Annotated in this window: 23 protein-coding genes and 1 pseudogene; 13 read left to right on the forward strand and 11 right to left on the reverse strand. The window is 66.1% G+C overall.

The features are described 5' to 3' along the window. The first annotated feature begins 57 nt into the window (after positions 1–57). The 4 genes from OH799_RS24135 (at position 58) to OH799_RS24150 (ending at position 4,737) form a co-directional block, all read left to right on the forward strand. Complete coding sequence (locus OH799_RS24135) at positions 58–345, forward strand: hypothetical protein (protein ID WP_406268258.1); 288 nt, start codon at positions 58–60, stop codon at positions 343–345. An 810-nt stretch (positions 346–1,155) separates the two neighbouring features. Then, complete coding sequence (locus tag OH799_RS24140; RefSeq protein WP_406268261.1) at positions 1,156–2,022, forward strand: hypothetical protein; 867 nt, start codon at positions 1,156–1,158, stop codon at positions 2,020–2,022. A 25-nt stretch (positions 2,023–2,047) separates the two neighbouring features. Further along, positions 2,048–3,988: a fumarate reductase/succinate dehydrogenase flavoprotein subunit gene (locus OH799_RS24145; RefSeq protein WP_406268264.1), complete on the forward strand. Its 1,941-nt coding sequence runs from the start codon at positions 2,048–2,050 to the stop codon at positions 3,986–3,988. Between the two features lie 2 nt (positions 3,989–3,990). Beyond that, a complete protein-coding gene (locus OH799_RS24150; RefSeq protein WP_406268266.1) occupies positions 3,991–4,737 on the forward strand; it encodes a succinate dehydrogenase/fumarate reductase iron-sulfur subunit in 747 nt (248 codons plus the stop codon). Between the two features lie 48 nt (positions 4,738–4,785). Here OH799_RS24150 and OH799_RS24155 read toward each other — a convergent pair whose 3' ends face one another. The 4 genes from OH799_RS24155 to OH799_RS24170 all read right to left on the reverse strand — a co-directional run bounded on the left by OH799_RS24155 (position 4,786) and on the right by OH799_RS24170 (position 6,565). Then, entirely contained in the window at positions 4,786–4,983 is a 198-nt protein-coding gene (locus OH799_RS24155; protein WP_357258793.1) for a hypothetical protein, read from the reverse strand. A 172-nt stretch (positions 4,984–5,155) separates the two neighbouring features. Continuing rightward, positions 5,156–5,377, reverse strand: coding sequence for a DUF397 domain-containing protein (locus tag OH799_RS24160; protein ID WP_357258790.1), 222 nt, complete (start codon positions 5,375–5,377; stop codon positions 5,156–5,158). Between the two features lie 31 nt (positions 5,378–5,408). Further along, entirely contained in the window at positions 5,409–5,615 is a 207-nt protein-coding gene (locus OH799_RS24165; RefSeq protein ID WP_327111073.1) for a DUF397 domain-containing protein, read from the reverse strand. Beyond that, complete coding sequence (locus tag OH799_RS24170) at positions 5,612–6,565, reverse strand: helix-turn-helix domain-containing protein (protein ID WP_406268271.1); 954 nt, start codon at positions 6,563–6,565, stop codon at positions 5,612–5,614. The genes OH799_RS24165 and OH799_RS24170 overlap by 4 nt, the downstream gene beginning before the upstream one ends. A gap of 329 nt (positions 6,566–6,894) precedes the next feature. Here OH799_RS24170 and OH799_RS24175 point away from each other — a divergent pair, with 329 nt between their 5' ends. After that, positions 6,895–7,146 (forward strand): hypothetical protein, encoded by a 252-nt coding sequence (locus tag OH799_RS24175; protein ID WP_406268274.1) that lies wholly within the window; start codon positions 6,895–6,897, stop codon positions 7,144–7,146. Further along, a complete protein-coding gene (locus OH799_RS24180) occupies positions 7,146–7,352 on the forward strand; it encodes a hypothetical protein (protein WP_406268277.1) in 207 nt (68 codons plus the stop codon). Before OH799_RS24175 ends, OH799_RS24180 begins: the two co-directional genes overlap by 1 nt. A gap of 47 nt (positions 7,353–7,399) precedes the next feature. On the opposite strand, the gene OH799_RS24185 is transcribed toward OH799_RS24180, so the two are convergent. Next, positions 7,400–8,335, reverse strand: a complete 936-nt coding sequence (locus OH799_RS24185; protein WP_406282462.1) for a DNA-3-methyladenine glycosylase family protein — start codon at positions 8,333–8,335, stop codon at positions 7,400–7,402. 367 nt (positions 8,336–8,702) lie between these two features. After that, entirely contained in the window at positions 8,703–11,537 is a 2,835-nt protein-coding gene (locus tag OH799_RS24190) for an FAD-binding and (Fe-S)-binding domain-containing protein (protein ID WP_406282465.1), read from the reverse strand. Between the two features lie 454 nt (positions 11,538–11,991). Between OH799_RS24190 and OH799_RS24195 the strand changes: the two genes are divergently transcribed. Then, positions 11,992–13,872 (forward strand): ABC transporter ATP-binding protein, encoded by a 1,881-nt coding sequence (locus OH799_RS24195; RefSeq protein WP_406268279.1) that lies wholly within the window; start codon positions 11,992–11,994, stop codon positions 13,870–13,872. A 51-nt stretch (positions 13,873–13,923) separates the two neighbouring features. On the opposite strand, the gene OH799_RS24200 is transcribed toward OH799_RS24195, so the two are convergent. Both OH799_RS24200 and OH799_RS24205 read right to left on the reverse strand, forming a co-directional pair. Beyond that, a complete protein-coding gene (locus OH799_RS24200; protein WP_406268282.1) occupies positions 13,924–15,417 on the reverse strand; it encodes an alpha/beta fold hydrolase in 1,494 nt (497 codons plus the stop codon). A gap of 130 nt (positions 15,418–15,547) precedes the next feature. Beyond that, complete coding sequence (locus tag OH799_RS24205; protein WP_406268285.1) at positions 15,548–16,267, reverse strand: TetR/AcrR family transcriptional regulator; 720 nt, start codon at positions 16,265–16,267, stop codon at positions 15,548–15,550. Between the two features lie 114 nt (positions 16,268–16,381). Here OH799_RS24205 and OH799_RS24210 point away from each other — a divergent pair, with 114 nt between their 5' ends. The 3 genes from OH799_RS24210 to OH799_RS24220 all read left to right on the forward strand — a co-directional run bounded on the left by OH799_RS24210 (position 16,382) and on the right by OH799_RS24220 (position 17,063). After that, positions 16,382–16,552 carry a hypothetical protein gene (locus OH799_RS24210; RefSeq protein ID WP_406268288.1) on the forward strand — a complete coding sequence of 57 codons (171 nt, stop codon included), beginning with the start codon at positions 16,382–16,384 and terminating at the stop codon, positions 16,550–16,552. Continuing rightward, positions 16,516–16,713, forward strand: a complete 198-nt coding sequence (locus OH799_RS24215) for a hypothetical protein (RefSeq protein ID WP_406268290.1) — start codon at positions 16,516–16,518, stop codon at positions 16,711–16,713. The genes OH799_RS24210 and OH799_RS24215 overlap by 37 nt, the downstream gene beginning before the upstream one ends. Before the next feature lie 212 nt (positions 16,714–16,925). Beyond that, the gene (locus OH799_RS24220) at positions 16,926–17,063 is read left to right on the forward strand and encodes a hypothetical protein (RefSeq protein ID WP_406268293.1); all 138 of its coding nucleotides are present in this window, start codon (positions 16,926–16,928) and stop codon (positions 17,061–17,063) included. Between the two features lie 115 nt (positions 17,064–17,178). Here OH799_RS24220 and OH799_RS24225 read toward each other — a convergent pair whose 3' ends face one another. The 3 genes from OH799_RS24225 to lon form a co-directional block, all read right to left on the reverse strand. Then, entirely contained in the window at positions 17,179–18,174 is a 996-nt protein-coding gene (locus tag OH799_RS24225; RefSeq protein ID WP_406268295.1) for an oxidoreductase, read from the reverse strand. A gap of 46 nt (positions 18,175–18,220) precedes the next feature. Beyond that, entirely contained in the window at positions 18,221–19,291 is a 1,071-nt protein-coding gene (locus OH799_RS24230) for a DNA polymerase IV (protein ID WP_406268297.1), read from the reverse strand. 282 nt (positions 19,292–19,573) lie between these two features. Then, positions 19,574–22,003 carry an endopeptidase La gene (gene lon, locus OH799_RS24235; protein WP_406282468.1) on the reverse strand — a complete coding sequence of 810 codons (2,430 nt, stop codon included), beginning with the start codon at positions 22,001–22,003 and terminating at the stop codon, positions 19,574–19,576. 271 nt (positions 22,004–22,274) lie between these two features. On the opposite strand from lon, the pseudogene OH799_RS24240 reads away from it, so the two are divergent. From OH799_RS24240 to OH799_RS24250, 3 genes and pseudogenes are all read left to right on the forward strand, one after another. Further along, positions 22,275–22,682: pseudogene (locus tag OH799_RS24240) on the forward strand (RNA polymerase subunit sigma-24); the annotation flags it as partial. A 100-nt stretch (positions 22,683–22,782) separates the two neighbouring features. Continuing rightward, entirely contained in the window at positions 22,783–23,268 is a 486-nt protein-coding gene (locus OH799_RS24245; RefSeq protein WP_406268300.1) for a MarR family winged helix-turn-helix transcriptional regulator, read from the forward strand. A gap of 158 nt (positions 23,269–23,426) precedes the next feature. Further along, positions 23,427–24,782 (forward strand): hypothetical protein, encoded by a 1,356-nt coding sequence (locus OH799_RS24250; RefSeq protein WP_406268303.1) that lies wholly within the window; start codon positions 23,427–23,429, stop codon positions 24,780–24,782. Positions 24,783–24,836 lie beyond the last annotated feature (54 nt).

Genomic DNA, 24,836 nt, shown 5'->3' on the forward strand with positions numbered 1-24,836 from the left:
GAAACCACGCATTACCCGCCGAGTTCGACTGTCCGCCAAGGAATAGAGGAGGCATCGATGACACGCAGCGATTTCGCGGAACTCCGCTACGCGGTCGGCCAGCTCCGGCAATCCATCGGCGCACTGCGCACCCACTATGGCGACGCCAATACCGTGCGCCGCCTGGAGAACGATCTCGAACGGCTCGTCATAGACGCCGACGAACTCGAGCAGTCGCCACCCCCGGAAGTGCCGCGCCGACCGCAGGACACGATCTACGTTCCGGACAGCAAGTCCGACGAGGCCGCATGGATGGGCGCACAAGACGAGGGACTCGGCTTCCACTCCAGGCCGCGGACCAAGTAGCCCCGCAACGCCAGCGCATCACGGGTCCGCCCGTCACCGGCCGGGCCCGTGATGCGCTTGCACGGGACAGAACAACAGATGCCGCTACCCGGTATGTGAGCCACTCCCCGAGTCAGGCAGCAATTCCTCAGAAATGGCAGTCCGCGCCCTTCCGACCGGCCGGGGTAGACGCTTCCACGCCACTGCCTCCCCGGGGCGGGGGACGTCTGGTCGACTCCGCGTCATTCTCCGGCGCGATGACCGGCGGCCGGGCCACTCCCGGTACCGATCCCCGATTCTCCGCCGACGACGGCACCGCCCAGAGCGGGCGGCAAACAACAACTGAGAACCATTCGATTGCGGCAGCGTGGTTTTCGCTCCCGCTGTGTGAAGCTATCCCGGGCAGCGATTCGAACATACATTCGCAGGCGATTCTGGGCTTTACTCGCATTTCTACGAGCAGTTCGCAACCCATCGCGGGGGTTCAGGCGCGATCCATTCCGGCCGAGCCCGTGCGACGACGCCACATCAGCGCACGTCAACAGGTACATCTCCAGTAGAGGTAACGATACTTTTGCTGCCCGGGCATCGCGTGCCGGCGTGATATTCAACCTCGAGCTTCCTTGACGCGTCCGCCCGCCGGACCAACTCCGTTCAGGCGAGTTCGAAGTGTTTGCGGTGCATTCACCGACCTCGGCGACTCGGCGACGCGACGCCGGATGTGGCACAAATCACGGACATATGAGCGGGCGGGTATTGCCGGGACCCCGCTCGCTCGATAGCACGTGTGTCGTATGGTGCTCAGCATCACATTCGATTGCGGAGGTAACGATGACCACCCGCACACCAGATCAGCGAGGCATCCCAGTGAGTGCCGCACCGACCGCCGCCTCGGAGACGGGCACCGGCGTCTTCAGCAGAACAAGGGCCCGAATCTCCGAACGTAGTTTGCGCACTGACCGATGGTGGGTTCCCCCACTTGTCACGGTGCTCGGGCTAGCCGCGTTTGTTATTTACGCGACGATCAGATCGTATGTACGCACTGCATATTGGGTTTCGGAATACCACTACCTGACACCGTTCTACTCGCCGTGCCTGAGCACCTCTTGCGTCGAGGGATCGAGCCATTTCGGCACGCCGTTCGGCGAGCTGCCCGTGCTCCTGCCGCTCGGCTTCGTGGTGCTGCCTTTCCTGCTCGGCTTCCGGCTGACCTGCTATTACTACCGCAAGGCCTACTACCGGGCGGTGTGGTTCTCCCCGCCCGCCTGCGCCGTAGCCGAGCCGCACGCCACCTACACCGGCGAGACGAGGCTGCCGCTGATCATCCAGAACGTGCACCGCTACTTCTTCTATGTGGCCGTTGTGGTTTCGGTGATCAACACCTACGACGCGATCGTCGCGTTCCACGGCAAAACCGGCGGTTTCGGTTTCGGCCTCGGCAATATCGTGCTGTTGGTCAACGTGATCCTGCTGTGGGCCTACACGCTGTCGTGCCATTCCTGCAGGCATATCGCGGGCGGACGGCTCAAGCACTTCTCCGCTCATCCGGTGCGCTACTGGTTCTGGACCCAGGTCTCCAAGCTCAACACCCGGCACATGGCGCTGGCCTGGACCACCCTCGGCACGCTCGTGCTGACCGACTTCTACGTCATGTTGGTTGCCAGCAAGACGATTTCGGACCTGCGGTTCATCAACTGACCGCCTCACTGAGGAGTTTCTCTGCATGGCAGAAGTGGAACGGCACAACTACGACGTCGTCGTGATCGGAGCGGGCGGCGCCGGATTGCGGGCGGTGATCGAGGCAAGAGAACACGGTCTGTCCGTCGCGGTGGTGTGCAAGTCGCTGTTCGGCAAGGCACACACCGTGATGGCCGAAGGCGGCTGCGCCGCGTCCATGGGCAATGCCAATGAAAAGGACAGCTGGCAAATTCATTTCAGGGACACGATGCGTGGTGGCAAGTTCCTGAACAACTGGCGCATGGCCGAATTGCATGCCCAAGAAGCACCCGATCGGGTGTGGGAACTGGAAACCTATGGGGCGCTGTTCGATCGGACCCCGGACGGCCGCATCAGCCAGCGCAACTTCGGCGGCCACACGTATCCGCGGCTCGCGCACGTCGGTGACCGGACCGGCCTGGAGATCATCCGCACCATGCAGCAGAAGATCGTCTCGCTGCAGCAGGAGGATTTCGCGGAGACCGGCGACTACGAGTCGCGGATCAAAGTGTTCGCCGAATGTACGATCACCGAACTACTCAAGGACGGCGACCGAATTTCCGGCGCGTTCGGGTACTGGCGCGAATCAGGCCGCTTCATCCTGTTCGAGACGCCGGCGGTGGTATTGGCGACCGGCGGCATCGGCAAGTCGTACAAGGTGACCTCGAACTCCTGGGAGTACACCGGCGACGGGCATGCCCTCGCACTGCGGGCGGGCGCGACGCTGATCAACATGGAGTTCCTGCAGTTTCATCCGACCGGCATGGTCTGGCCGCCCAGCGTGAAGGGCATCTTGGTCACCGAGGGCGTTCGCGGCGACGGCGGGGTGCTGAAGAACACCGAGGGCAAGCGGTTCATGTTCGACTATATTCCGCCGGTCTTCAAGGGGCAGTACGCCGAGACCGAGGCCGAGGCCGATCAGTGGTTGCGCGACAACGATTCCGCACGCCGCACCCCGGACCTCCTGCCGCGTGACGAGGTCGCGCGTGCGATCAACGAGGAGGTCAAGGCTGGCCGCGGCACCGAGCACGGCGGTGTCTACCTCGATATCGCCTCCCGGATGCCCGCCGAGGAGATCGTGCGGCGGCTGCCTTCGATGCATCACCAGTTCAAAGAGCTCGCGGACGTGGACATCACGAGGGAGCCGATGGAAGTCGGCCCGACTTGCCACTACGTGATGGGGGGCGTCGAGGTCGATCCAGATACCGGCGCGGCTACCGTGCCCGGTCTGTTCGCGGCAGGCGAGTGTTCCGGCGGAATGCACGGATCGAATCGGCTGGGCGGGAACTCGCTGTCGGACCTGCTGGTGTTCGGCCGCCGCGCCGGACTCGGCGCTGCCGCCTATGTCGAGGGCCTCGGCGAGCGCCCGTCGATCTCCGAGAACGACATCGCAAAGGCCGCGAAAGTCGCACTGGCCCCGTTTGATCCACCTACCGAGGACAGCGGCGAGAACCCCTACACGCTGCACACCGATCTGCAGCAGTCGATGAACGACCTGGTCGGCATCATCCGCAAGGAACACGAGGTGCGCGAGGCGATCAGCAAGCTGGCCGCGCTGCGGGCCCGGTTCCGACAGGTCACCGTGGAGGGACACCGCCAGTTCAACCCCGGCTGGCATCTCGCCCTCGACCTGCAGAACATGCTGCTGGTGAGCGAGTGCGTCGCGCAGGCCGCCCTGCTGCGCACCGAAAGTCGCGGCGGGCACACCCGCGACGACCACCCGTCGATGGATCCCGACTGGCGCAACAGGCTTCTGGTCTGCGCGGTGGACCCGAACACGGCCGACGACCCGATCCCCGCCGTCACGGTGACGCCCAAGGAGCAGGTTCCGATGCGGCGCGAGCTGCTAGCTCTGTTCGATCTCGACGAGCTCGAAAAGTACTACAGCCCGACCGAACTCGCCGGGCATCCGGCGGCGGCCGGGAATTCCACTGAGCGAGAGGCGTAGCGATGGGTTACGACGCCGAGTTCCGCGTGTGGCGCGGCGACCTCGAGGGCGGTGCACTGCACGACTTCACCGTGCTGGTGAACGAGGGCGAGGTGGTGCTCGACATCATTCACCGGCTGCAGGCCACGCAGGCACCCGACCTGGCTGTCCGCTGGAACTGCAAGGCGGGCAAGTGCGGTTCCTGTTCGGCCGAGGTGAACGGGCGTCCGCGCCTGCTGTGCATGACGCGCATGTCCACCTTCACCGAGGACGAAGTGATCACGGTGACGCCGATGCGCACCTTTCCGGTGATCAAGGATCTGGTGACCGATGTTTCCTTCAACTACGAGAAGGCCAGGGAAATCCCGTCGTTCACGCCGCCTGACGATCTGAAGCCGGGCGACTACCGGATGCAGCAGGTCGACGTGCAGCGTTCGCAGGAATTCCGCAAATGCATCGAGTGCTTCCTGTGTCAGGACACCTGCCACGTGGTGCGTGACCATGAGGAGAACAAGACATCGTTCGCGGGGCCGCGGTACCTGATGCGGATCGCCGAGTTGGAGATGCATCCGCTGGATGTGGCCGACCGCAGGGGACTGGCACAGGACGAGCAAGGACTCGGCTTCTGCAATATCACCAAGTGCTGCACCGAGGTCTGCCCGGAGCATATCAAGATCACCGACAACGCGTTGATTCCGCTCAAGGAGCGGGTGGCCGACCGGAAATACGATCCACTGGTCTGGCTGGGCAACAAGCTTTTCCGACGCTAGCACGCCGTGGCAACCGGCCGGGAGCACACCCGGCCGGTGGGCGCACGCTTACAGCGTCGCCACCACACCGATGGCGACGATCCACACCAGCAGGCCGACGAACAAGGCCGACAGCACCGAGCTGGTGAGGATGAAGACACCGATTGCCGACACCGCGAACAACAGCGCGACGATCAGCCATTCGACCCAATCCCCCGGACGCAGTTTCTTGTAGCGGGGATGGGAACTCTTGAGCCCACGGTCCACAACAAGTTGTCTACCCGTCAGCAGCCGGGGCAAACATTTTTCGTTGTCGAATCTCTGTCATTTCGTGATCTGAAAGTGCAGAGTGTGTCACATCGTGCGCGCGTATCGGGGGTATTGTGTCCGTCCGACTTCGGCCCGGCAGCTCGTCACCCGCCGCCGGGCCGTGCCATCACTATTCCGGCCGGTCGAACTCACCGTCGTGGACGCCCGCGGTGAAGGCCGCCCATTCCCCCGGGGTGAAGATCAGCACGGGTCCGTCGGGATCCTTGCCGTTGCGTAGGCCTACGTGCCCGTCGGCGAGCAGCGCTACCTCCACGCTATTGCTCGCGCCTTCGCCCGCCTTACGCCAGGTCGCGCCGGCCAGATCGACGTTCGTGTTGCCTTGGATGCTCACGACATGGACTCCTTTGCTCTCTCTGCTGCCCTTATGAGCGGACGAACTCTCCACCGGTCACACCGGCGGTGAACGCATCCCATTCCACTGGTGTGAACACGAGGGCTGGTCCGCCGGGGTTCTTGCTGTCACGGACGCCGACGTGGCTACCGTCGAGGAAAGCCACCTCCACACAGTCCTTGCCCGCTCCACTGCGGGTGCTCTTGAACCACTGCGCTCCAACCAGATCGAAACTCATGCCGCATACTCCTTCGCTACCTGCCGAAGCAGGTGTCTACTCGACTGAATATCCAGCGCACAGCGCTGGAGGCACTCGTGCGCCCGATCGTACCGCCGCACATCGGCACGTCTTTCCAAGTAAAGATCTCCGGTGAAACCTTCCGTGTACACCACTGACGGTTCGACCGGCTGCCCTTTGCTATCGGTTCCGAACTCGAGAACCGTGAACGGACCGGTGGATACTCCGAGCGGGACACCAGCCGCGAACGGCAGGATACGCAGCGAGATATTGCTTCGAGTACTGAAATCAGCAAGATGTCGTAGCTGCGCCGCCATCACTTTTACGCCACCAACTACTCTGCGCAGCACGGACTCGTGCAAGACCACGTCAACGGTGGCGGGCGACGCCTTCCTCGTGACCAGGGCCTGCCGCTGTAAGCGCAGCTGGACCCGCCGATGGAGTTCCGCCTCCGAATCATCGGGATAGCCCAGACGATTCAACGCCATGGCGTAGTCGGCGGTCTGCAACAACCCGAGGACGAGTTCGGACTGGTAGGAGGTGAGGTGGCGGGCTGATGCCTCCAGACCGACGTAGACATCGAAGTTTTCGGGGATCAGATCGCCGTAGGCGTGCCACCAACTCTTGACCGCCGCCTGCTGGGCCAGACCCTTGAGACCGTCGGCCAGGTCGTCCGGAATCCCGTAGATCCGGCAAAGTTCCTGGATGTCGATGGTGCGGATGCGATCGGCTTGCCCCTTCTCCATGCGCTGCAAAGTACTTGCGCCCCATTCCATAAGCTTCGACGCCTCGGCGATGGTGAGCCCCGCCTGAGTGCGCCAATCCCGGAGGTATCTGCCGAGTTGCCTGCGGGGTAGGGTTGAGGAGGGATTTTCGGAACCGCTCGGTTTGTCGGACCCGCAGGACGCTTCCTGGGAATTCGCTGACGCTCTTACCGAACTCTCTGACACAGCACGCTCCGTTCTGTGTTCCGATTACCGCCCGAGGGCGATCTGGGTCGACCCACAAGCTCGGTTCCCCGTCGCTTCGCTTGGGCGGAGGGCTCTTTCGTCCACTATGGAGAATCCTCTCCTCCGAGCTGGATTTCGTGCTGGGAATTCGCGCGAAAATCTTGGATATCCACGATGATCGTTGTCCCACAGTCGAGGCGGTGGTGTGCTGGAAGTATGCCCGGAAGGTCTCCGGCCCGTTCGTCGCCCACTGCGAAACCCACGGGCACGCACTGGAGTCGCACGCAGAACGAGGAGTCATGGCAGCACACGTCATAGCGTCGTCGTTGATGACCAGCGATCTCACTCCGCATCGGGCACGTGGAATCGGACAAGAGAGCTGGGTGGTGCCTTCCCTGGGCCTGACCTGCGCGCAGGCGATCGCCGCCCTGCGTGTGGCCGAAGTCCTACCCACCCCGCTTGGTTCAGTGGGCGAGCCGGCCGACGAGGTCGAAATGACCGCGCGCCGACCGCGGGGGCTCCGTCCCGCCCCGACCAGGTATCGCCGGATCGTCGGCGCCCGCGGAAAGGGAGTCGCCTGATGCCGCTGACCGAGGTGAACCTACAGGTCGCCGCACTGCTCGCCTGCGGAGCCGATCCTGGTGCGATGAGCATCGAGCAAGCCCATGCCGCAATGCAATTACATATCGACTGCACCGTGGACCGGTGCCAAGTGCGCCGCCGCGCGCGCACGACGCTGGTAGAGGCGGGCAAGTGCGTGCTCGACGAGCGCGCGCTGCCCAGCTGAGTAGTTGGCGGTCTCCTCGGCCGATCACGCGCCCCGGCGCAGGTCGCTCAGTGCCAGGTGTGGTCCGTCAGCGGCGTGCGCGGGCCGAACTTCGGCTTGTGGAAATGTCCGCTGATCTCGAGCAGCCGGATCGCCCGATACCGATGCGGGCGTAGCGGTTCCAGGTAGTCGACCAGCGCCTCATCATCGAGTGGGCGACCGAGCAGGGTCCAGCCGACCGTCGCGGCGAGATGGTAGTCGCCGACCGACAACGCATCGGCGTCACCGAACGCCCGCTGTGCTATCTCCGCGGCGGTCCACACCCCGATGCCGGGGATGGCCCGCAGCATGCGCGCGGCCTCGGCCGGATCGGCCTGTGCCGCTCGCTCCAGCGAGCTCGCCACTCGGGCCGCGCGCACGATGGTCTGAGCCCGCTGCGGGCCGACGTTGGCGCGATGGTAGGTCCAGGACGGAATCCGCCGCCAGGTGTCGGCGTCCGGCGGCAGTCGCATCTCCTCCGGCGCGGGCCCGGGCGCGGGCTCCCCGAACCGCCGCACCAGTGTTCGCCACGAGGCGCGAGCCGAGACGGTGTGCACTTTTTGTTCCAGCACGGCAGGTACCAGCGCCTCGAAGACCAGTCCGGTCCGCAGCATGCGCAGACCTGGATAACGGCGGTGGGCGTCGACGAGCTTCGGGTGATCGGGAGCGAACGTCGAGAGGTCCTCGTCCAGGCACAGCATGTGCTCGAGGCCGTCTAAAAATTCGGCCGCGCCGGGGCCCCAGGCGCGGGCCTCGACAACGCACTGCCCGGACTGGGTCAACCGGTAGGTGACCGGACCGGTGGGGAGGCGGCAAGCGTGCCAGTGCGCGCCGTCGCTGGAGACCCGATGGCAGGGGTCGCCGTTGCCACGGCCGAGCGGGGCGAGGGTGCACGCGAGATCGATCGGCCGATCCGCTGTCAGGGTCCTGGACGAACCGGTCCGGCCCGCTCCCGGCTCGACCATCGAGTTGCGCACCCGGATCATTCTGCCCCGGTGTGGGCTCGGGACGTCGTCCGCCACAATCGGCCGAGAATCTCCTCCCCAGGCAATGCCGCACCATTCGATAGCGATTCCGCATAATGCCTGAACGTAGGCATTTTGTAACGCGAAGAAATAGCATGCCGATACTGATTTCGATTGGCAAACAGCTGGCAGTCGCCATTACGGAGGTTTCTGATGATCACCAATGTGCTCAACTGGTTGCTCAACGCCTGGGGCGGCGTTTCCGCGGGCAGCTCGGGTTACCAGATTTCGCCCGGCACCCTGCCTTTCGGCAGCTGAGCGACGTGGCGCACTCGCCGCGGCCAGTTGCGGCGGGTGCGCGAAAGCCTCATTGCCCCAAGAGGAACTGGGCGAGATGCCGACCTCTGCGCCCGGCCAGGACAACGGCCTGCGTGCGACAGGAGAATCCGTCGGCGAGGAGTATCGCGTCGTCTCCCGAAGTACGCAAGGCGGGCAACATGCCATTCTCGGCCACCGCGACCGAAATGTCGTAATGGCCGGTTTGCATTCCGAAGTTTCCCGCCATGCCGCAGCATCCGGTGATTTCAGTCACATTGATGTCCATATTGGTTAATAACTGGCGATCGGCATCGAAGCCGAGAATCGCGTGCTGGTGACAATGCGGTTGAACCACCACCGACTGCCCGGTCCGCAATGGCGGGCGCCAGTTCGGCTGCTCGGCGAGGAACTCGGCCAGCGTGCGCACCGCCGCCGCGATAGTGGCCGACCGCGGGTCGTCCGGAAGCAGCTCTGGCAGGTCCGCGCGCAGGACCGCGGTGCAGGACGGTTCCAGTCCGACCACGAGGCCGCCCGCGCGCACGTGCGCCTCCAGCGCGGCCACGGTGTCGCGTAGCCGGGCACGGGCGCCGTCGAGCTGCCCCGTGCTGATCCAGGTGAGGCCACAGCAGACACGGTGCTCGGGAATCCGGACGCGGTAGCCGAGCGCGGTCACCAACCGGGCCGCGGCCAGTCCGATCTCCGGGTCGAAGGCGTTGGTGAAGGTGTCGATCCACAACATCACCTCGCCCGAGCGGTTGTCGGATCGGCCACGGGCAGTGCTGTCCTCGAGCCGATGGGCAGAGCGGTCCCCGAGCAGGTCGGGTGCGTCTCCCAACTCGGCGAGCCGAGCGCCGTCGTCCAGGTCACGCCATACGCGGCGGAAACTTCGTTCGGCGAGGCGCGGCACAGTGCGGCGCGGATCGATTCCCGCCGCCCGCAGTCCGAGTCGGCGCAGCACGGCACGATCGGCCAGCGCGTTGACGACCCGAGGCAGCCGGCTCGCGACGGCGAGCCACCACGGCAGCCAACCGAGCGAATAGTGATCGGCCGGGCGCGGCCGATGGCGGTAGCGGCGGTGCAGCGCCTCCGATTTATAGGTGGCCAGATCGACGCCCGCCGGACAGTCCGAGCGACACGCCCGGCAGGACAGGCACAGATCGAGCGATTCGGCGACGGCCTGCGACGACCACGGCAGCGCACCCCGCACCGCTTCCTGCAGCACCCTCGCCCGCCCTCGCGTGCTGTCCTTCTCGTCCCTGGTGGCCAGGTAGGACGGGCACATGAAGCCGCCGTCGGCGCGGCACTTGCCCACGCCGACACAGCGATGGACGGCTGTGCTCAGATCGCCGTCGTCGTGTGGGAACGCGTATCCGTTCGACGACCCGACAACCGGCAGCCCGGCGAGCCGCAGATCGACATCGATCGGACGCGGCGCGACCAGGACACCCGGGTTCAGCACATCACGAGGATCGAACAGCGCCTTGTACCCGGCGAAGACATCGAGCACTGCGCGGGAGTACATCACCGAGAGCAGTTCCGAGCGGGCACGACCGTCGCCGTGCTCGCCGGAGAGCGAACCGCCATGCCGCACGACCAGCTCGGCCGCGTCGAAGAGGAAGGCGCGAAAACGCTGCGGCGCGTCGGCGATCGGCAGGTCGAGGCGAACATGGATGCAGCCGTCGCCGATATGCCCGTAGAGCAGCCCGTCCACATCGTGATCCCGGGTCAGCGCGGCGAAATCGCGCAAGTAGGCACCGAGCCGTGCGGAGGGAACGGCCGCGTCCTCCCACCCCGGCCAGGCCGGGCGGCCGTCCCGCGTGCGACCGGCGAATCCGGCGCCGTCGGCCCGAATCTGCCAGAGGGCCGCGGCGGCAACAGGATCGGTGACGATCCTGGCGTCGAGTGCACCCGCGGTCCGGCACAGCCGCTGTGCGACCGCCACCGCCTCGATCTGCGTCGCACCCGCGGTCTCGACGAACAACCATCCGCCGCCGGAGGGCAGTTCGGGGACCCGGCCCCGATGGGCGCGGACCACGTCGACCAACCGCGCGTCGATGCCTTCGACCGCGATCGGCGCGCAAGCCATGACGGCGGCGACATCGTCGGCCGCGGTGGCGATGTCGGGGTATCCGAGCACGGTGAGCACGGTCGCCGCGGGCAGCGCGACCAACTCGACCGTCGCGTCTAGTAGCAGGCCACAGGTGCCTTCGCTGCCGACGAACGCCTTCGCCGCCGACGCGCCCCGCTCAGGCAGAAGATGTTCGAGACCGTAGCCGGAGGCCTGGCGGCCGAAACGGCCGAGATCGGTGCGCAGCACCGCGAGATGCGCCTTGGTGAACTCCGCGAGTCCCGGCACCGCCGACAGGTCGGCGGCCAGCCTGCGCTCCGTGTGGGTGCCGTCCAGAATCCGCAGTTCACGTACGGTGTCGGAGGTGCGGCCCCAGGCGACGGCCCGGGGCCCGCAGGCGTTGTTGCCGATCATGCCGCCGAACGTGCAGCGATTCTGCGTCGACGGATCCGGCCCGAAGCGCAAGCCGAGCGGCCGCGCCGCGGCCTGCAACTGCGAAAGCACCACACCCGGTTGCACCGTGGCGACCCGCGCCGCAGGATCCAGCGCCAGGATCCGGTTCATGTGCCTGCTGAAATCGAGCACGAGCCCGGGACCGATCGCGTTGCCCGCCACCGAGGTTCCTCCACCACGCGCGGTTACCGACAGACCGTGGTCGCAGGCGAACTCGAGCGTGGCCGCGACGTCCGCGTCGGTGCGGGGGAAAACGACCGCTGCTGGCAGAACACGGTAGTTCGAGGCGTCCGAGGAGTACTCCGCACGGCGGCGCGCGGAGGTGTCGACCTCACCCGCGATCCTGCCGCGCAGTGCCGCCATCCGGTTCTCGGTCACCTCGCCAGCCTAGAAGCTGTGTTTGTCGGCCGTGCGGGCGCGGCATGCTCGCGGCCTCCTGGTGGCTCGGGCCGCGAACGGGGAATGCTCGGTCTCGCTGCGCTCGGAAGTGGAAGCTGAGCCGATGTGGTTGCGTGGGGGCGGTATCGGCGGCACTGGGGTGTGCCACGCTCGGATGGCTCGCAGCTGGGGTGACTGCCACTGGTGACTCGTCGCGGACGCGGCGGACACTTGGACGCAAGCAGCTGCCTCGCCTTCGCTCAGCCAGGCGCGAGCCGATGACGGACAGAATCCGGCTGCGCCCGATCGGAGACGGCGACCGGTTTCGCTGTCGGCGGAATGAGGTCGCGCCCGGAATCGACTTGAACTCAACCGCTGTTGAGGTCTTAGTGTCGGTGGCCATGGCTTTGATGGGTGGGGAGCGAGAGGGAGAAACGACGTGAGTATCGAATCCGTGGCGTGGAGCCAGATGTACCGGCGGGCGAACGCGCCGCAGGAGCAGCGGCCGTTCCGTCTGGCCACCGCCGAGCGGATCATCCGGTTCGCCGTGCCGCATCGGCGACGGATCGGCGCGTTCCTACTGTTCAGTGTGTTGTCGGCGGTGCTCGCGGTAGCGACGCCGGTACTGGCGGGTCACGTGGTCGACGACATCGTCGGCGGGGCGGCGCCGCGCGTAGTGGTCACCCTCGCGCTGGTGATCGGCATGCTCGCGGTGTTCGACGCCGGGCTCGGGCTGGTGATCCGCTGGCTGTCGTCCCGGATCGGCGAGGGACTGATCCTCGACCTGCGCACCGCCGTGTTCGACCACGTGCAGCGGATGCCGGTCGCCTTCTTTACGCGGACCAGGACCGGTGCGCTGGTCAGCCGCTTGAACAACGATGTGATCGGCGCGCAACGCGCGTTCAGCGACACCCTCTCCGGAGTTGTGGCCAATCTGGTGACTCTCGCGCTCACGCTCGGCGTTATGGTCAGCATCTCGTGGCAGATCACACTGCTCGCGCTGGTATTGCTTCCGGTGTTCGTGGTCCCCGCGCGCAGGATGGGCAATCGCCTCGCGGGCATGCAGCGCGAGGCGGCCGGGTTGAACGCGGCGATGAGCACCCAGATGACCGAGCGGTTCTCCGCGCCCGGCGCGACGCTGGTGAAGCTGTTCGGCCGTCCGGAGCAGGAATCCGACGAGTTCGCGATGCGGGCGCGCCGGGTACGAGACATCGGCGTGCGCACCGCGATGCTGCAGACCGTGTTCGTCACCTCGCTCACACTGGTGTCGGCACTGGCGATCGCCTTGGTGTACGGGCTCGGCGGCTGGTACGCCCTGCGCGGACAGTTGGACGCGGGCGCGGTCGTGTCGCTGTCGCTACTGCTGACCAGGCTTTACACCCCACTTACCGCACTGGCAAGCGCGCGGATGGAGATCATGGCCGCGCTGGTGAGCTTCGAGCGGGTGTTCGAGGTGCTCGATCTGAAGCCGCTGATCGAGGACGCGCCCGGCGCGAAGCCGGTGCCGGAGGGACCGGTCGCGGTGGAGTTGGACGAGGTGAGCTTCGGCTACCCGTCGGCCGACAAAGTGTCGCTGGCCTCACTCGAGGACGTGGCGAATCTGGACACCCGCGGCGGGGTGGAGGTGCTGCACAAGGTGTCGCTGCGTGCCGAGCCGGGCCAGCTGATCGCACTGGTCGGGTCGTCGGGCGCAGGAAAATCCACTGTCGCCCAGCTGGTTTCCCGACTCTACGACGTCGACGGCGGCGCGGTGCGGTTGAACGGCACCGATGTGCGGGAACTGACTACCAGGTCGATCCGGGAGACGGTCGGACTCGTCACCCAGGACGGGCACCTGTTCCACGACACCATCCGGGCCAACCTGCTGCTCGCCCGGCCGGAAGCGACCGAGGACGAACTGTGGGACGCGTTGGAGCGCGCACGGCTGCGGGATCTGGTCTCGTCACTGTCGGACGGGCTGGAAACGGTGGTCGGCGAGCGCGGCTACCGGCTCTCCGGCGGTGAGCGCCAGCGCCTGACGATCGCCCGGCTGCTGCTCAAACAGCCGCGCGTGGTGATCCTGGACGAGGCGACGGCGTCGCTGGACTCGACTTCGGAAGCCGCCGTGCAGGAGGCACTCGCGGAAGCGCTGGACGGCCGGACCGCCCTAGTGATCGCACACCGCTTGTCGACGATCCGCACGGCCGACCAGATCTTGGTGCTGGAGGACGGCCGAATCGTGGAGCGCGGTACCCACACTCAGCTGTTGGCCGCCGACGGCCGTTATGCGGAGTTGTACCGCACCCAGTTCGCCGACGAAACCGTAACGGTCGCCGCTTGACCGATCCACCGGCCCGGATGAGACCGACCATCCTGGGTCAGCGGTGCCCGCCTACAGCGCCGGCTGATCCGCGTAGCAGGTGATGTCGGTATCCGGCAGACTTCCCACGCCGAAGTACGTGTTGATCGCGTTGTTCACACAACTGCTCAGTTCGGGCCGGAATGTCATGTGGATACGGACATCCTGCAGCGTCACCATCCGCGACTCCGACAAGTCCTGATGCAGTCGGACGCCATGGGCATAAGGAGTTCGGGCATCTCCCGTTGCCTGCACGATGAGCGCGGGCACCGAATTCCGTACCACAGTCGGAGGTTCGACCGGCCGAGGCCAGAAGGCGCACGGCTGTATGTTGCCCGCCAGCGCGCCGAACACCGGTTGCGTGGCACGGGTCTCCTCGATGTTGCGCCAATACCAGGTCGGGTCGATCGGTGCCCCGACATCGCCGCAGGCGATCTGCGCCAGCACCGAGTTCTCGTTGTCGCGCAGCGCCTGCACGATGGCACGAAGCCGAGGCGTCCGCGAAGTCGTGGGCGGACCGCCTGCGGCATCGGCGATCTCCCGCACAGTGGTGGCCAACGCTTCGTTCAGCCGGAAGCTCGTCAGCAGGGAGTGCAGGATGAACGGAAACCAGTGATCGTCGATCGCAAAGCCATCGATGATAATCGGTTGACGTGCGGCGACCCGAACGAGTTCCTCGATCTTTGCCCGCACCTGCCGTGGAGTCGCACCGAAATGAAATTCGCCATCCCGAACGGCGACCCACCCTGCCCAGTCGTCCAGCGCGATCTCTTCTGCCGGACCCCAATCCTGGACCAAGCCCTCCCAATACCGGTCAGGATCGATCGCACTGTCGAGCACTACCCGGTCACTGCGCTCGGGGAACATCTGCGTGAACACAGCCCCGAGGTACGTGCCGTACGACAAGCCGTAGAAGTTGACTTTCTCCTCACCCAGGACGCTTCGCACAATGTCGATGTCGCGCGCGGTGTTGCGAGTGGTGAACTGCCGCAGCTTGTTCGGATCACGAATCAGGCAGGTCGCTGCCATCCCCGCGGACTGAACGGTGTCGTGCACGAATCCCAGCAGCTCCAGACCGGCCGACCGGATCATCTCGCCTACCGGCCACCCGCACCGCGGACTCCGACCGGATTCGCCGACCCCGCGCGGATCCATGCCGATCAGGTCGTAACTCGCCAAGACCTCCGGCGATAGCACATCACCGAGCAGATCCATGCTGTCCAGGCCCTCCGCACCGGGACCGCCTGGATTGGACAGCAGAATTCCCCGCCGCCGCGCCGGATCGCCGGCCTTCACCCGCGAAATCGCCACGGTCATCGTGCGATCGTCGATTTTCCCGTAGTCGAGCGGCACCAGTACGTCCGCGCACTCGCCACCGGCCTTGTCTACATTCTCGACGCCGCAAGGCTTCCACTCGAGCCGCTGGTGATAGAACCGGTCCAACCCGATCGGGTGCGAGTCGTCCGCCGGGTCGGCCTGGCTGTACGCCGGCACAACCATCAGCAGCGAAACTGCCACTACAGACATCGAACGCCAGAACAAGTTCACCGACAACAGACTTCGCCTCTCGACATGAGCGCTCACGCAGGTTGGTGCGACGTGAACCGTAGCCGATGCGGCGGTTCGGTTGTGGTAACCCACACCCACTCAGGGTGAGTCAAGCATTTCGGCGCGCATCGAGTCCGTCCAGCACGCGGTCCAACCCATAGCGGAACTTCCGCTCGCGCATCTCCGCCGGGTCTCTGTCCCAATCGGCCTGCTGAACTCTCGGGAACTCCAGCGCCGCTTGCTCTACGGCGGGCCGGAGATCGGCGATGAGCTCTTTCTCGGACTGTCCGCTGCGCGCCAACATGCTCAGCCATGCCGCTTCGGTGATGCCCATTCCCACCACGTAGCTGATCACCGTGCCGATGCCGTCGCTCGCCTCGTCGCCGGGGAATCCGCCCGCCTGGAACAACCCGACCATCCGATCATTGAGCCGCATCACGTTCGGGCCCAGGTAGGACAGGCCGACCTGGCCTAGCGTCGAGGCCATCCACGGGTGCCGCAGGATCATCGCGCGCAGGCTTCGCGCACACTCCTGTGTCGCCGCGCGCCAGTGCGTCGGATCGTCGATCTCTGGAACGCTGATCTCGCCGTACACCTCGTCGACCACCAACTCGACGAGCTCGTCGCGATTGGCCACGTGTCGGTAGAGCGAGGTGGCGCCCGCGTTCAGACGCGCACCGAGCTGGCGCATGCTCAGCGCCTCCATTCCCTCCGCGTCGAGCAGTGCGACCGCTTCGACCACGATCTGTTCCCTGGTCAGGGCCGGCTGTTCCCTGCCGCGTCGCGGGCGCGTCCACACCGAACCCACTTGCTGTTTCTCCACGGGCATGTGATTCCTTCCGTTGCGTGGAGCCTAGCGCACGATGTTCTCACTTGCGAACGTTAGAACTTCATGCGTACAGCGTTCACAAAACGAGACACTACTGCTGGAAGAGGTTTCCCGATGGACGCGGCACCGACCCGCGACCCGAAGCGCTGGTGGATCCTGATCGTGCTGTGCCTCAGCGCGCTGGTTCTGGGCATCGACAATTTCGTCCTGGCCGTGGCGGTGCCGCCGCTTGCCGAGGACCTCAACGCGTGGAGAAGCGGGTGGCCCACCCGATGGTTCCGCTGAGCCTGTTCCGCAACCGCGATTTCAGCGGCGGCAGCCTGTCGCTGACCCTGGTCCAGGTGGCCAACGGCGGTCTGCTGCTGGTGCTGACCCAGTATCTGCAATTCGTACTCGGCTACTCGGCTACTCGCCGACCGAGACGGGCCTGGTATTCATCCCGATGATGGTCGTCCATCGTGTTCAACGGGCTGGGCGCGGGAGTCGGCAGCCAGGTCGGCAAGCGGACGCTCGCCGACACCGGCATGCTGATCTCCGCGGTCGGACTCGGTCTATTGGCCGGCATGTCGGCCGACAGCGGCTTCGGAACCTCGCCCTCGCCGCCCGGACCGACAACACCGAACTCGTCACCACCGCCCGCGATGCCTTCACCTCCGCCATGTCGACCAGCTTCCTCGCGGGCGGCGTAGGCATCCTCGCCGCCGCGATCGTCGCCCTGTTCCTCATGCGCAATACCAAGCCGCCCGTGCGGACCGGGCCGAGAAATCCGCCCCAGGCGGCTGCACTGGCCGAGTAGCAGACACCCTCACGACGCCCGGCTCGTTCACTCGAGCCGGGCTTTCGCAATGCGGTCCGGCGCGGGAATGGCCGCGCGACAGGCCGATAGCGTGCGAGAACGACGGCCCTTACGATCAGAATTCGCCCGCTACTCCGAGAACCGTTCGGCCCGAGTGGGTTCCGTCCCTGATCGAGTGCAGCACGCGCTCCGCATCGGTGATCGGCGCATACCGCTCCAGGGCCGAAAGATGTTGCGGGCGCAGCTCGTTGCCGAGCCTGGTCCACAGCGCGCGGCGCTTCTCGATCGGGACGTTGACCGAATCTATGCCGAGCAGCGCGACCCCACGGAGGATGAACGGCATCACCGTGGTGGGCAGGTCGGATCCGCCGGTTAGCCCGCTGACCGCGACTGCGCCGCCGTAGCCGATGGCGCTGAGGATGTAGGAGAGCGAGGTGCCGCCGACGCTGTCCACCGCCGCCGCCCACCGTGCCTTGGTCAGCGGCCGAAGCTTGGCGTTCGGGTCTTCCGGCAAGCGACCGATCACCTCGTTGGCGCCGATCTCGCTGAGGAAGTCGCCCGCATCGGACTTGCCGGTGGAGGCGATGACCTCGAACCCCAGGCCGGAGAGAATATCCACGCTCACGCTGCCTACACCGCCGGTCGCGCCGGTGACCAGCACCGCGCCGTCGTCCGGGGTGAGGCCACGGTCGAGCAGGGACTGCACGCTCAGTGCCGCCGTGAAGCCCGCGGTGCCGAGTGCGGCGGCATCGCGCGGGCTCAGCTCCTCCAGCTTGACCACCCAATCCCCGGGAACTCTGGCGTATTCCGCGAAACCACCGTTGTGCGAGACTCCGATCTCGTAGCCGTGCGCGACCACCAGGTCGCCGGGAGCGAAGTCGTCATCCGAGGACGAGACCACCTCGCCGGTGATGTCGATGCCGGGCACGATCGGGTAGTCGCGGACCACACCGCCCCCCTTGGTGATCGCCAGGCTGTCCTTGTAGTTCGCGCTCGAGTAGTGCACTTTGATCGTCACTTCGCCCGGCCCGAGGAATTCCTCGTCGACCTGCTGCCGGGTCAGGACGATCCCGCTGTCCGATTCGTGTGCCACCATCGTCCAGAACTCCATGCCGACGAGCATACGAGTGCGGGGCCCCATGCCAGGGGCGCCACGACTACTCGGGGACGAGTTCGAGCCGGACGCCGAGCAGTCGAACCGGGCGGTCGAGCTCGAACCGATCGATGATGTGCAGCGCGGTCTCCGCGATCCGCGCGACGTCGATGGTCGGTTCGGGCAGCTTCTCCTGCTTGCTGCGGGTGTAGAAGGTGTTGGTCCGCACCGTCACGGACACGCGGGTGCCGACCCGGCCCGCGGCGGCCATCTCCTCGGCGACCTCGGTGGCCAGCCGCGCCACCTGGGCACGGATCTCGCCAGGATCGGTGAGATCGTGCGGGAAAGTCTCGGATTTGCTGCGGCCCACGGGAACTCGCGGTTCAGTGGTGACATCGGTGTCGCCCTTGCCGTGGCCGAGCACCCAGAGATACGGGCCGGTGTTGGGCCCGAACTCGGCGGCGAGGCGATGCCGGTCCGCTGACATCAGATCACCGACGGTGTCGATGCCGAGGTCGGCCAAGCGGGCGGCGATTCGATTGCCGATGCCCCACAGTGCGTTGGTCGGGCGGTGGGCCATCACCTCACCCCAGTTTCCGGCGGTCAGCCGGAAGACGCCCGCGGCGGCGCCGGCGCCCGTGGCCGGTTCGGCCGACGACTTTCCCGACGACTTGGCGAAGCCGGTGGCGAGTTTGGCGGTGAGCTTGTTGTCGCCGATGCCGATCGAGCAGGTCAGGTGCAAACGGGCGATGGCGGCGCGAATCTCGTGTGCGAGAACCTCCGGATTGTCGGTGTCGGCGGCGAGGAACGCCTCGTCCCAGCCCCACACCTCGACCCGCCCCGGGAAAGTCCGCAGCAGCGACATGACCTCGTCGGATGCCTCCTCGTATGCGGCCATGTCCAGCGGAAGGAACACACCCTCCGGGCACTTGCGCTGCGCGCTGCGCAGCGCCATCCCGGCCCGCACGCCGAACGCACGCGCCGGATAGGACGCGCACGTCACCACCTTGCGGGGCTCGGTGGGGTCACCGTGCCCGCCGACGATGACCGGCAGGCCGCGTAGTTCCGGATGGCGGCGGAACTCCACCGCCGCCTGGAACTGGTCGAGATCGACGTGCAACAGCCACCTGGCCACATGCCGTTCTTACCGCAGTGGTCCGACAAGCCGTCGGATTTCCGGCGGGATCGACCAGCATTCCGCACGGCGGCTTCTGGGCCTGGCTGCTACGCCGGCCCCGATGGGCTGACTTTCCCCTGCTGAAAAGGTCTCCCATGCATTGCAGCGCGCACAAAACAGAACTGAATTGGCGGCTGCACTCGGTTTCCGAACCGCCATTTCCTCCGCTATTCGCCGGCACACGGCACACACGAACGGGCCGGGCGCGGAAACGTTCCGTGCCCGGCCTGGTTCTGCTTGTCAGGCGGTGGCTGCGAACGCCGGGCGTTCCACGGCCGGTTCGGCGACCGGCTCGATGGCATAGGCCAGGATGTCGGCAACGTCGGCAACGGGGCGGACCTCCACCGCGGCAAGCACTTCCGCGGGGACGTCGTCCAGGTCCGGCTCATTGCGGGCCGGGATGAACACCGTCTTCAGCCCGGCCCGTTGGGCGGCGAGCAGCTTCTGCTTTACGCCGCCGATCGGCAGCACCCGTCCATTCAGCGTGACCTCGCCGGTCATGCCGACATCCGAGCGCACCTGACGATCCAGCGCCAGCGACACCAGAGCGGTGACCATGGTGACGCCCGCGGACGGCCCGTCCTTAGGCACCGCACCGGCCGGGAAATGGATGTGGATATTGCGATCCAGTACCGACGGCTCGATGCCGATCTCCGCCAGGTGCGAGCGCACGTAGGTCAGCGCGATCTGCGCGGATTCCTTCATGACGTCGCCGAGCTGGCCCGTGAGGGTCAGCGAGCGCTCGCCCTCGGCGGCGTTGGCCTCGATGTAGAGGACGTCGCCGCCCGCGCCGGTCACGGCGAGACCGGTCGCCACACCCGGAACGGCGGTGCGTTCCACCGAATCGGGGGTGAAGCGCGGACGACCCAGGTAGTCCTTCAGGTCGCCGAGACCGATCGTCACGGATTGCGCGGAAGCGCCACCGTGCTCGGACTTCACCAGCGCCTCATAGCCCAGTTCGGAGTCGTAACCCGATCCGGCCGGAGTAGTTCCGTCCTCGGACTTCACCAGCGCGTCGTAGCCGAGTTCGGGGTCGTACCCCGATCCGGCGGGGACGATTCCGCCCTCGGACAGCCGGGTCGCCGCCTTACGCAGTGCCTTCGCGATCAGCCGCTCCATCTGCCGGACACCGGCTTCCCTGGTGTAGTTCGCCGCGATCTCGCGAAGTGCCTCCTCGGTGATGGTCACCTCGTCGGCGGTCAGCGCGTTGCGCTCCAGCTGCCTGGGCACCAGGAAGTCGCGGGCGATGGCCACCTTGTCATCCTCGGTGTAGCCGTCGACGGTGATCAGCTCCATCCGGTCCAGCAGCGGGCCGGGGATGGTCTCCATCACGTTCGCTGTGGCGATGAACAGCACGTCGGACAGGTCCAGGTCGAGATCGAGGTAGTGGTCGCGGAACGTGTGGTTCTGCGCCGGGTCCAGCACCTCGAGCAGGGCGGCGGCCGGGTCGCCGCGGAAGTCTGAGCCGACCTTGTCGATCTCGTCGAGCAGGACGACGGGGTTCATCGAGCCGGCCTCCTTCATGGCGCGCACGATGCGACCCGGCAGAGCCCCGACGTAGGTCCGCCGGTGACCACGGATCTCGGCTTCGTCACGCACGCCGCCGAGGGCGACGCGAACGAACTTGCGGCCCAGCGCCCTTGCCACGGACTCCCCGAGCGAGGTCTTGCCGACGCCGGGCGGGCCGACCAGCACCAGCACCGCGCCAGAGCCGCGTCCGCCGACGACTTCCAGGCCACGGGCGGCCCGACGGGACCGGACGGCCAGGTATTCGACCATGCGGTCTTTGACCTCGTCCAGGCCGTGGTGGTCGGCGTCCAGGACCGCGCGGGCGGCCGAAACGTCGGTGCTGTCCGTGGTTTTCACCGTCCACGGCAGCTCCAGCACGGTGTCCAGCCAGGTCCGGATCCAGCCGGATTCCGGGCTCTGATCGCTGGCCCGCTCCAGCCTGCCGACCTCGCGCAGCGCTGCCTCGCGGATGTCGCCGGGGAGGTCGGCCTGCTCCACCCGGGTGCGATAGTCGTCGGCACCGTCGGGCTCGTCTTCGCCGAGTTCCTTGCGAATGGCGTTGAGCTGCTGGCGCAGCAGGAACTCCCGCTGGCTCTTCTCCATGCCCTCGCGGACGTCTTCGCTGATCTTCTCAGTGATCTCGGCCTCGGCGATGTACTCCTTGGTCCACTCGACCAGGGTGGAGAGCCGCGTGGCCACGTCGGGGGTTTCGAGCAGTTCCCGCTTCTGCTCGGCGGTCAGGTACGGCGCATAACCGGCGGTGTCGGCGATTGCCGACGGGTCGGTCAGCTGATTGACCGCGTCGATGATCTGCCAAGCCTCGCGGCGCTGCAGCACCGAGACGACCAGCTTCTTGTACTCGGCGGCCAGTTCCTTGGTCCGGCCATCCGGTGCGGGAGTGTCGACCGGCTCGGCCTCGACCCACAGGGCGGCGCCGGGTCCGGTGACCCCATGTCCGATCTTGGCGCGCCGTTCAGCTTTCAGGACGGCCGCCGGTGCTCCACCGCGCATCCGGCCGACCTGTTCGATGGTCGCGACCACGCCGTAGGCGGCGTAGCCCTCGGTCAGCCGCGGCGCGAGCAGCACGGCCTCGGTCTTGGCGGCGCGTGCGGCGTCGATCGCGGCCTGAGCGGATTCGTCCAGTTCGATGGGCACGACCATGCCCGGCAGCACGATCGGATCGGTCAAGAACAGCACCGGCAGGTTCTGTGGTGTAGTCACGTGTTCGACCTTCCAAAAAGTTGAGCGATGCCTACTCAACCCCGGCGTTCCCGGGTTTGTTCCGCCCTGTTCAGCTCGTTCGCTTCGGGCGAAACTGTAGGTGTCGGTGTGTTGAGCCGGTTTCCGGATTTCCTGTCGATCGGAGTGCGTCGTGAGACTGTCGGCCATGTCGTGGGCCGATGTCGAGGTCAGGTACGTCGATGGATCCGGCCTTATCGCCGAGGGGGTGGCGATTCCGCAGACCGCGTTGGCCCGCGACCAGCTGGGCGAATACCAGGCCCAGGCCGCGATCGCCGCCCTGAGCACCTCCGAGACGGACTGGGTACAGATCGTGGAGTGGTACGACGAACTGCTACTCCTCACCGTCGGCCCGGTAGTGCGGCTGAACCGCGCAGTAGCGGTCGGTGAGGCCGACGGACCCCGAGCCGAACTGGCCGAACTGGCCGAACTGGACCCAGCGCTGCCCCGCCACACCGCAGTCCGGGCCTACCTCCTCGAACGCGCCGGCGATCTCGAGCAGGCCGCCGCCCACCAAGCCCGACAAGCGCATCAGGAGGACGTTCCCTCGTCCAGACACCCGGCGCATAGAACGTCTTTCTATGCCGCCGGGCGGTCGTAGGCGCGATCCTGCTCGGCCAAAGTCGCGGGCGCCGGGGATCTGTCGAGCAGATAAATGTTGTGTGATCTGATTACACAACATTTAAAGGAGGAGGATCGGCATGCGACCCGCTGAGGAACTGCGCTATCTCATCTTGGCCATTCAGCGTGAGGGAAATCGAATACTCTCCGCGGATCTGCGGCCATTGGGTTTGACCCCGTCCCAGGCCGAAGTTCTCAGGGTACTGACCGATCATCAACCACTGACGCTCGCCGGGCTCGGTGAACTTCTGGTCTGCGAGACCGGTGGTAGCCCGAGCAGGCTTGTCGATCGGCTGGTCACCTCGGGCCTCATCAAGAGAGAGGCCGCGCTCGACGATCGGCGCCGGATCACGCTCACACTCACGGCGGAGGGAGAACAACTGTCGTCGAAAGTCGCGGAGATCGAAGAACGGCTGTATCAGACGATCGACGAGGTCACGGACGGCCAATCCATCGACGAGGCGCTCGAGCTGATGCGAGGTTTCGCCCGCTATTTTCCTGCCGTGCGAGCCGTCGGCCGCCGTGCCATCCTGCGGATCGCCGAGTCGGCCGAGTCGCCCAGTTGATCCTGCCGCTCGCGCGTTCACGCCCCCGGACGGGCCGCTCGAGAACTGCCGACATGGGTGCCCGCGCCACGTTGACACCCCTCCAACGCAATGAGAGTGTGGGGGCCTCGATATGTCATACCGGCGGTTCCGCCGGCTCGGCCCAGGGAGTCCCATCGATGTCGTCGCTCGCCGTCGGCGTGTTCATCGACTGGGAAGAGTTGACCGGACAGTCGAAGTTCGTCGTCGACCTGATCACGTTCCCGATCTTCAGCTCGCTGGCGGGCTGGCTGACCAACTGGACCGGCGTGCTGATGCTGTTCTGGCCGGTGCGGTTCCGCGGCGTTCGCGTTCCTGGCCTGCCCGTGCTCTATCCCTACTTCCCGCGCCGGGTCCAAGTGCTGCCGACCTTCTCCGGTGACGGGCGTCGCCTCGGATTCCAGGGATTCATCCCGGCCCGCGCGGAGAAGATGGCCAGCATCTGTGTGGACAAGGCGCTGATGCGGATCGGCAGCCCCAAGGACTTCATCCACGAACTCGACCTGGACGGCATCGCCGACTACATCGCGATGCTCGCGCGCGAACAGGTGCAGTCGCTGGTCGACGAGCTGATGTACCGGGAGAATCCGGACCTGTGGCGTACCGTGCCGCGCGCCGCCAAGCAGATGATCTACCAGCGGGTGGATCGCGAATTGCCCGCACTGTCGCGCCGGGCGTTCGAATCGCTCGGCGACAACGTCGACCAGCTGATCGACATCAAGAGCTTCGTCATCCGCTACCTGCGGGAGAATCCGTCCATCCTGAAGGATCTGACCACCACGATCGCGGCACCAGAGCTGCGGTTCATGGTGCGAATCGGGTTCCTCGGCGCGCCGTTCGGTCTCCTACTGGCCCTGTATATGCATGTGCACCAGCACATTCCGGTGATCGGCTCGGTGCCGGGCTGGGTGATCGTACTGCTCGCCTCAGCGGCGATCGGCGTGATCGTGAACGTCATCGCCGTGAAGATGGTGTTCGAGCCGGGCGACCCACGGCCGAGGTACAAGTATCTGTGGAAACAGGCACTTCTCGCGAAGCGGCAGCCGCAGGCGGCTACCGACCTCGCACACATCCTGGCCTACCAGGTGTTGACCCTGCCGAATCTGTCGAAGGAGCTCCTGGACGGCCCGAACGGGGACAAGACCAGGCAACTGCTGGAGCACCTCATCGCCGACGAGATCAACCGCCGGCTCGGGCTCACGACCTCGTTCGTGCGGGCTGCGCTCGGCCGCCGCCAGTTCGACAATCTCAAGGTTGGAGCTGCGGGTGCGGCGGTCGGCCTGGCGCCGAGCCTGGTCGAGGACGAGGAATTCACGCTCGAGCAGGCGAAGACCATTGACGAATTCGCCACGCACAAGCTCCGGCGGCTGACGCCGGGGGAGTTCATGGAGATGTTCTACGCGTCGGTCGAACAGGATGCCTGGCTGCTCTACCTGCACGGCGCGGCCCTCGGTTTGGTCGTCGGCACCGCGCATCTAATCATTTTCGGCTGGTAGCCGGTCCGCGCACCGCGCGGCCACAAGGACGGGGAAAATACAAGCACGCACGCT

Source organism: Nocardia sp. NBC_00881, assembly GCF_045207455.1.
Lineage (GTDB): Bacteria > Actinomycetota > Actinomycetes > Mycobacteriales > Mycobacteriaceae > Nocardia.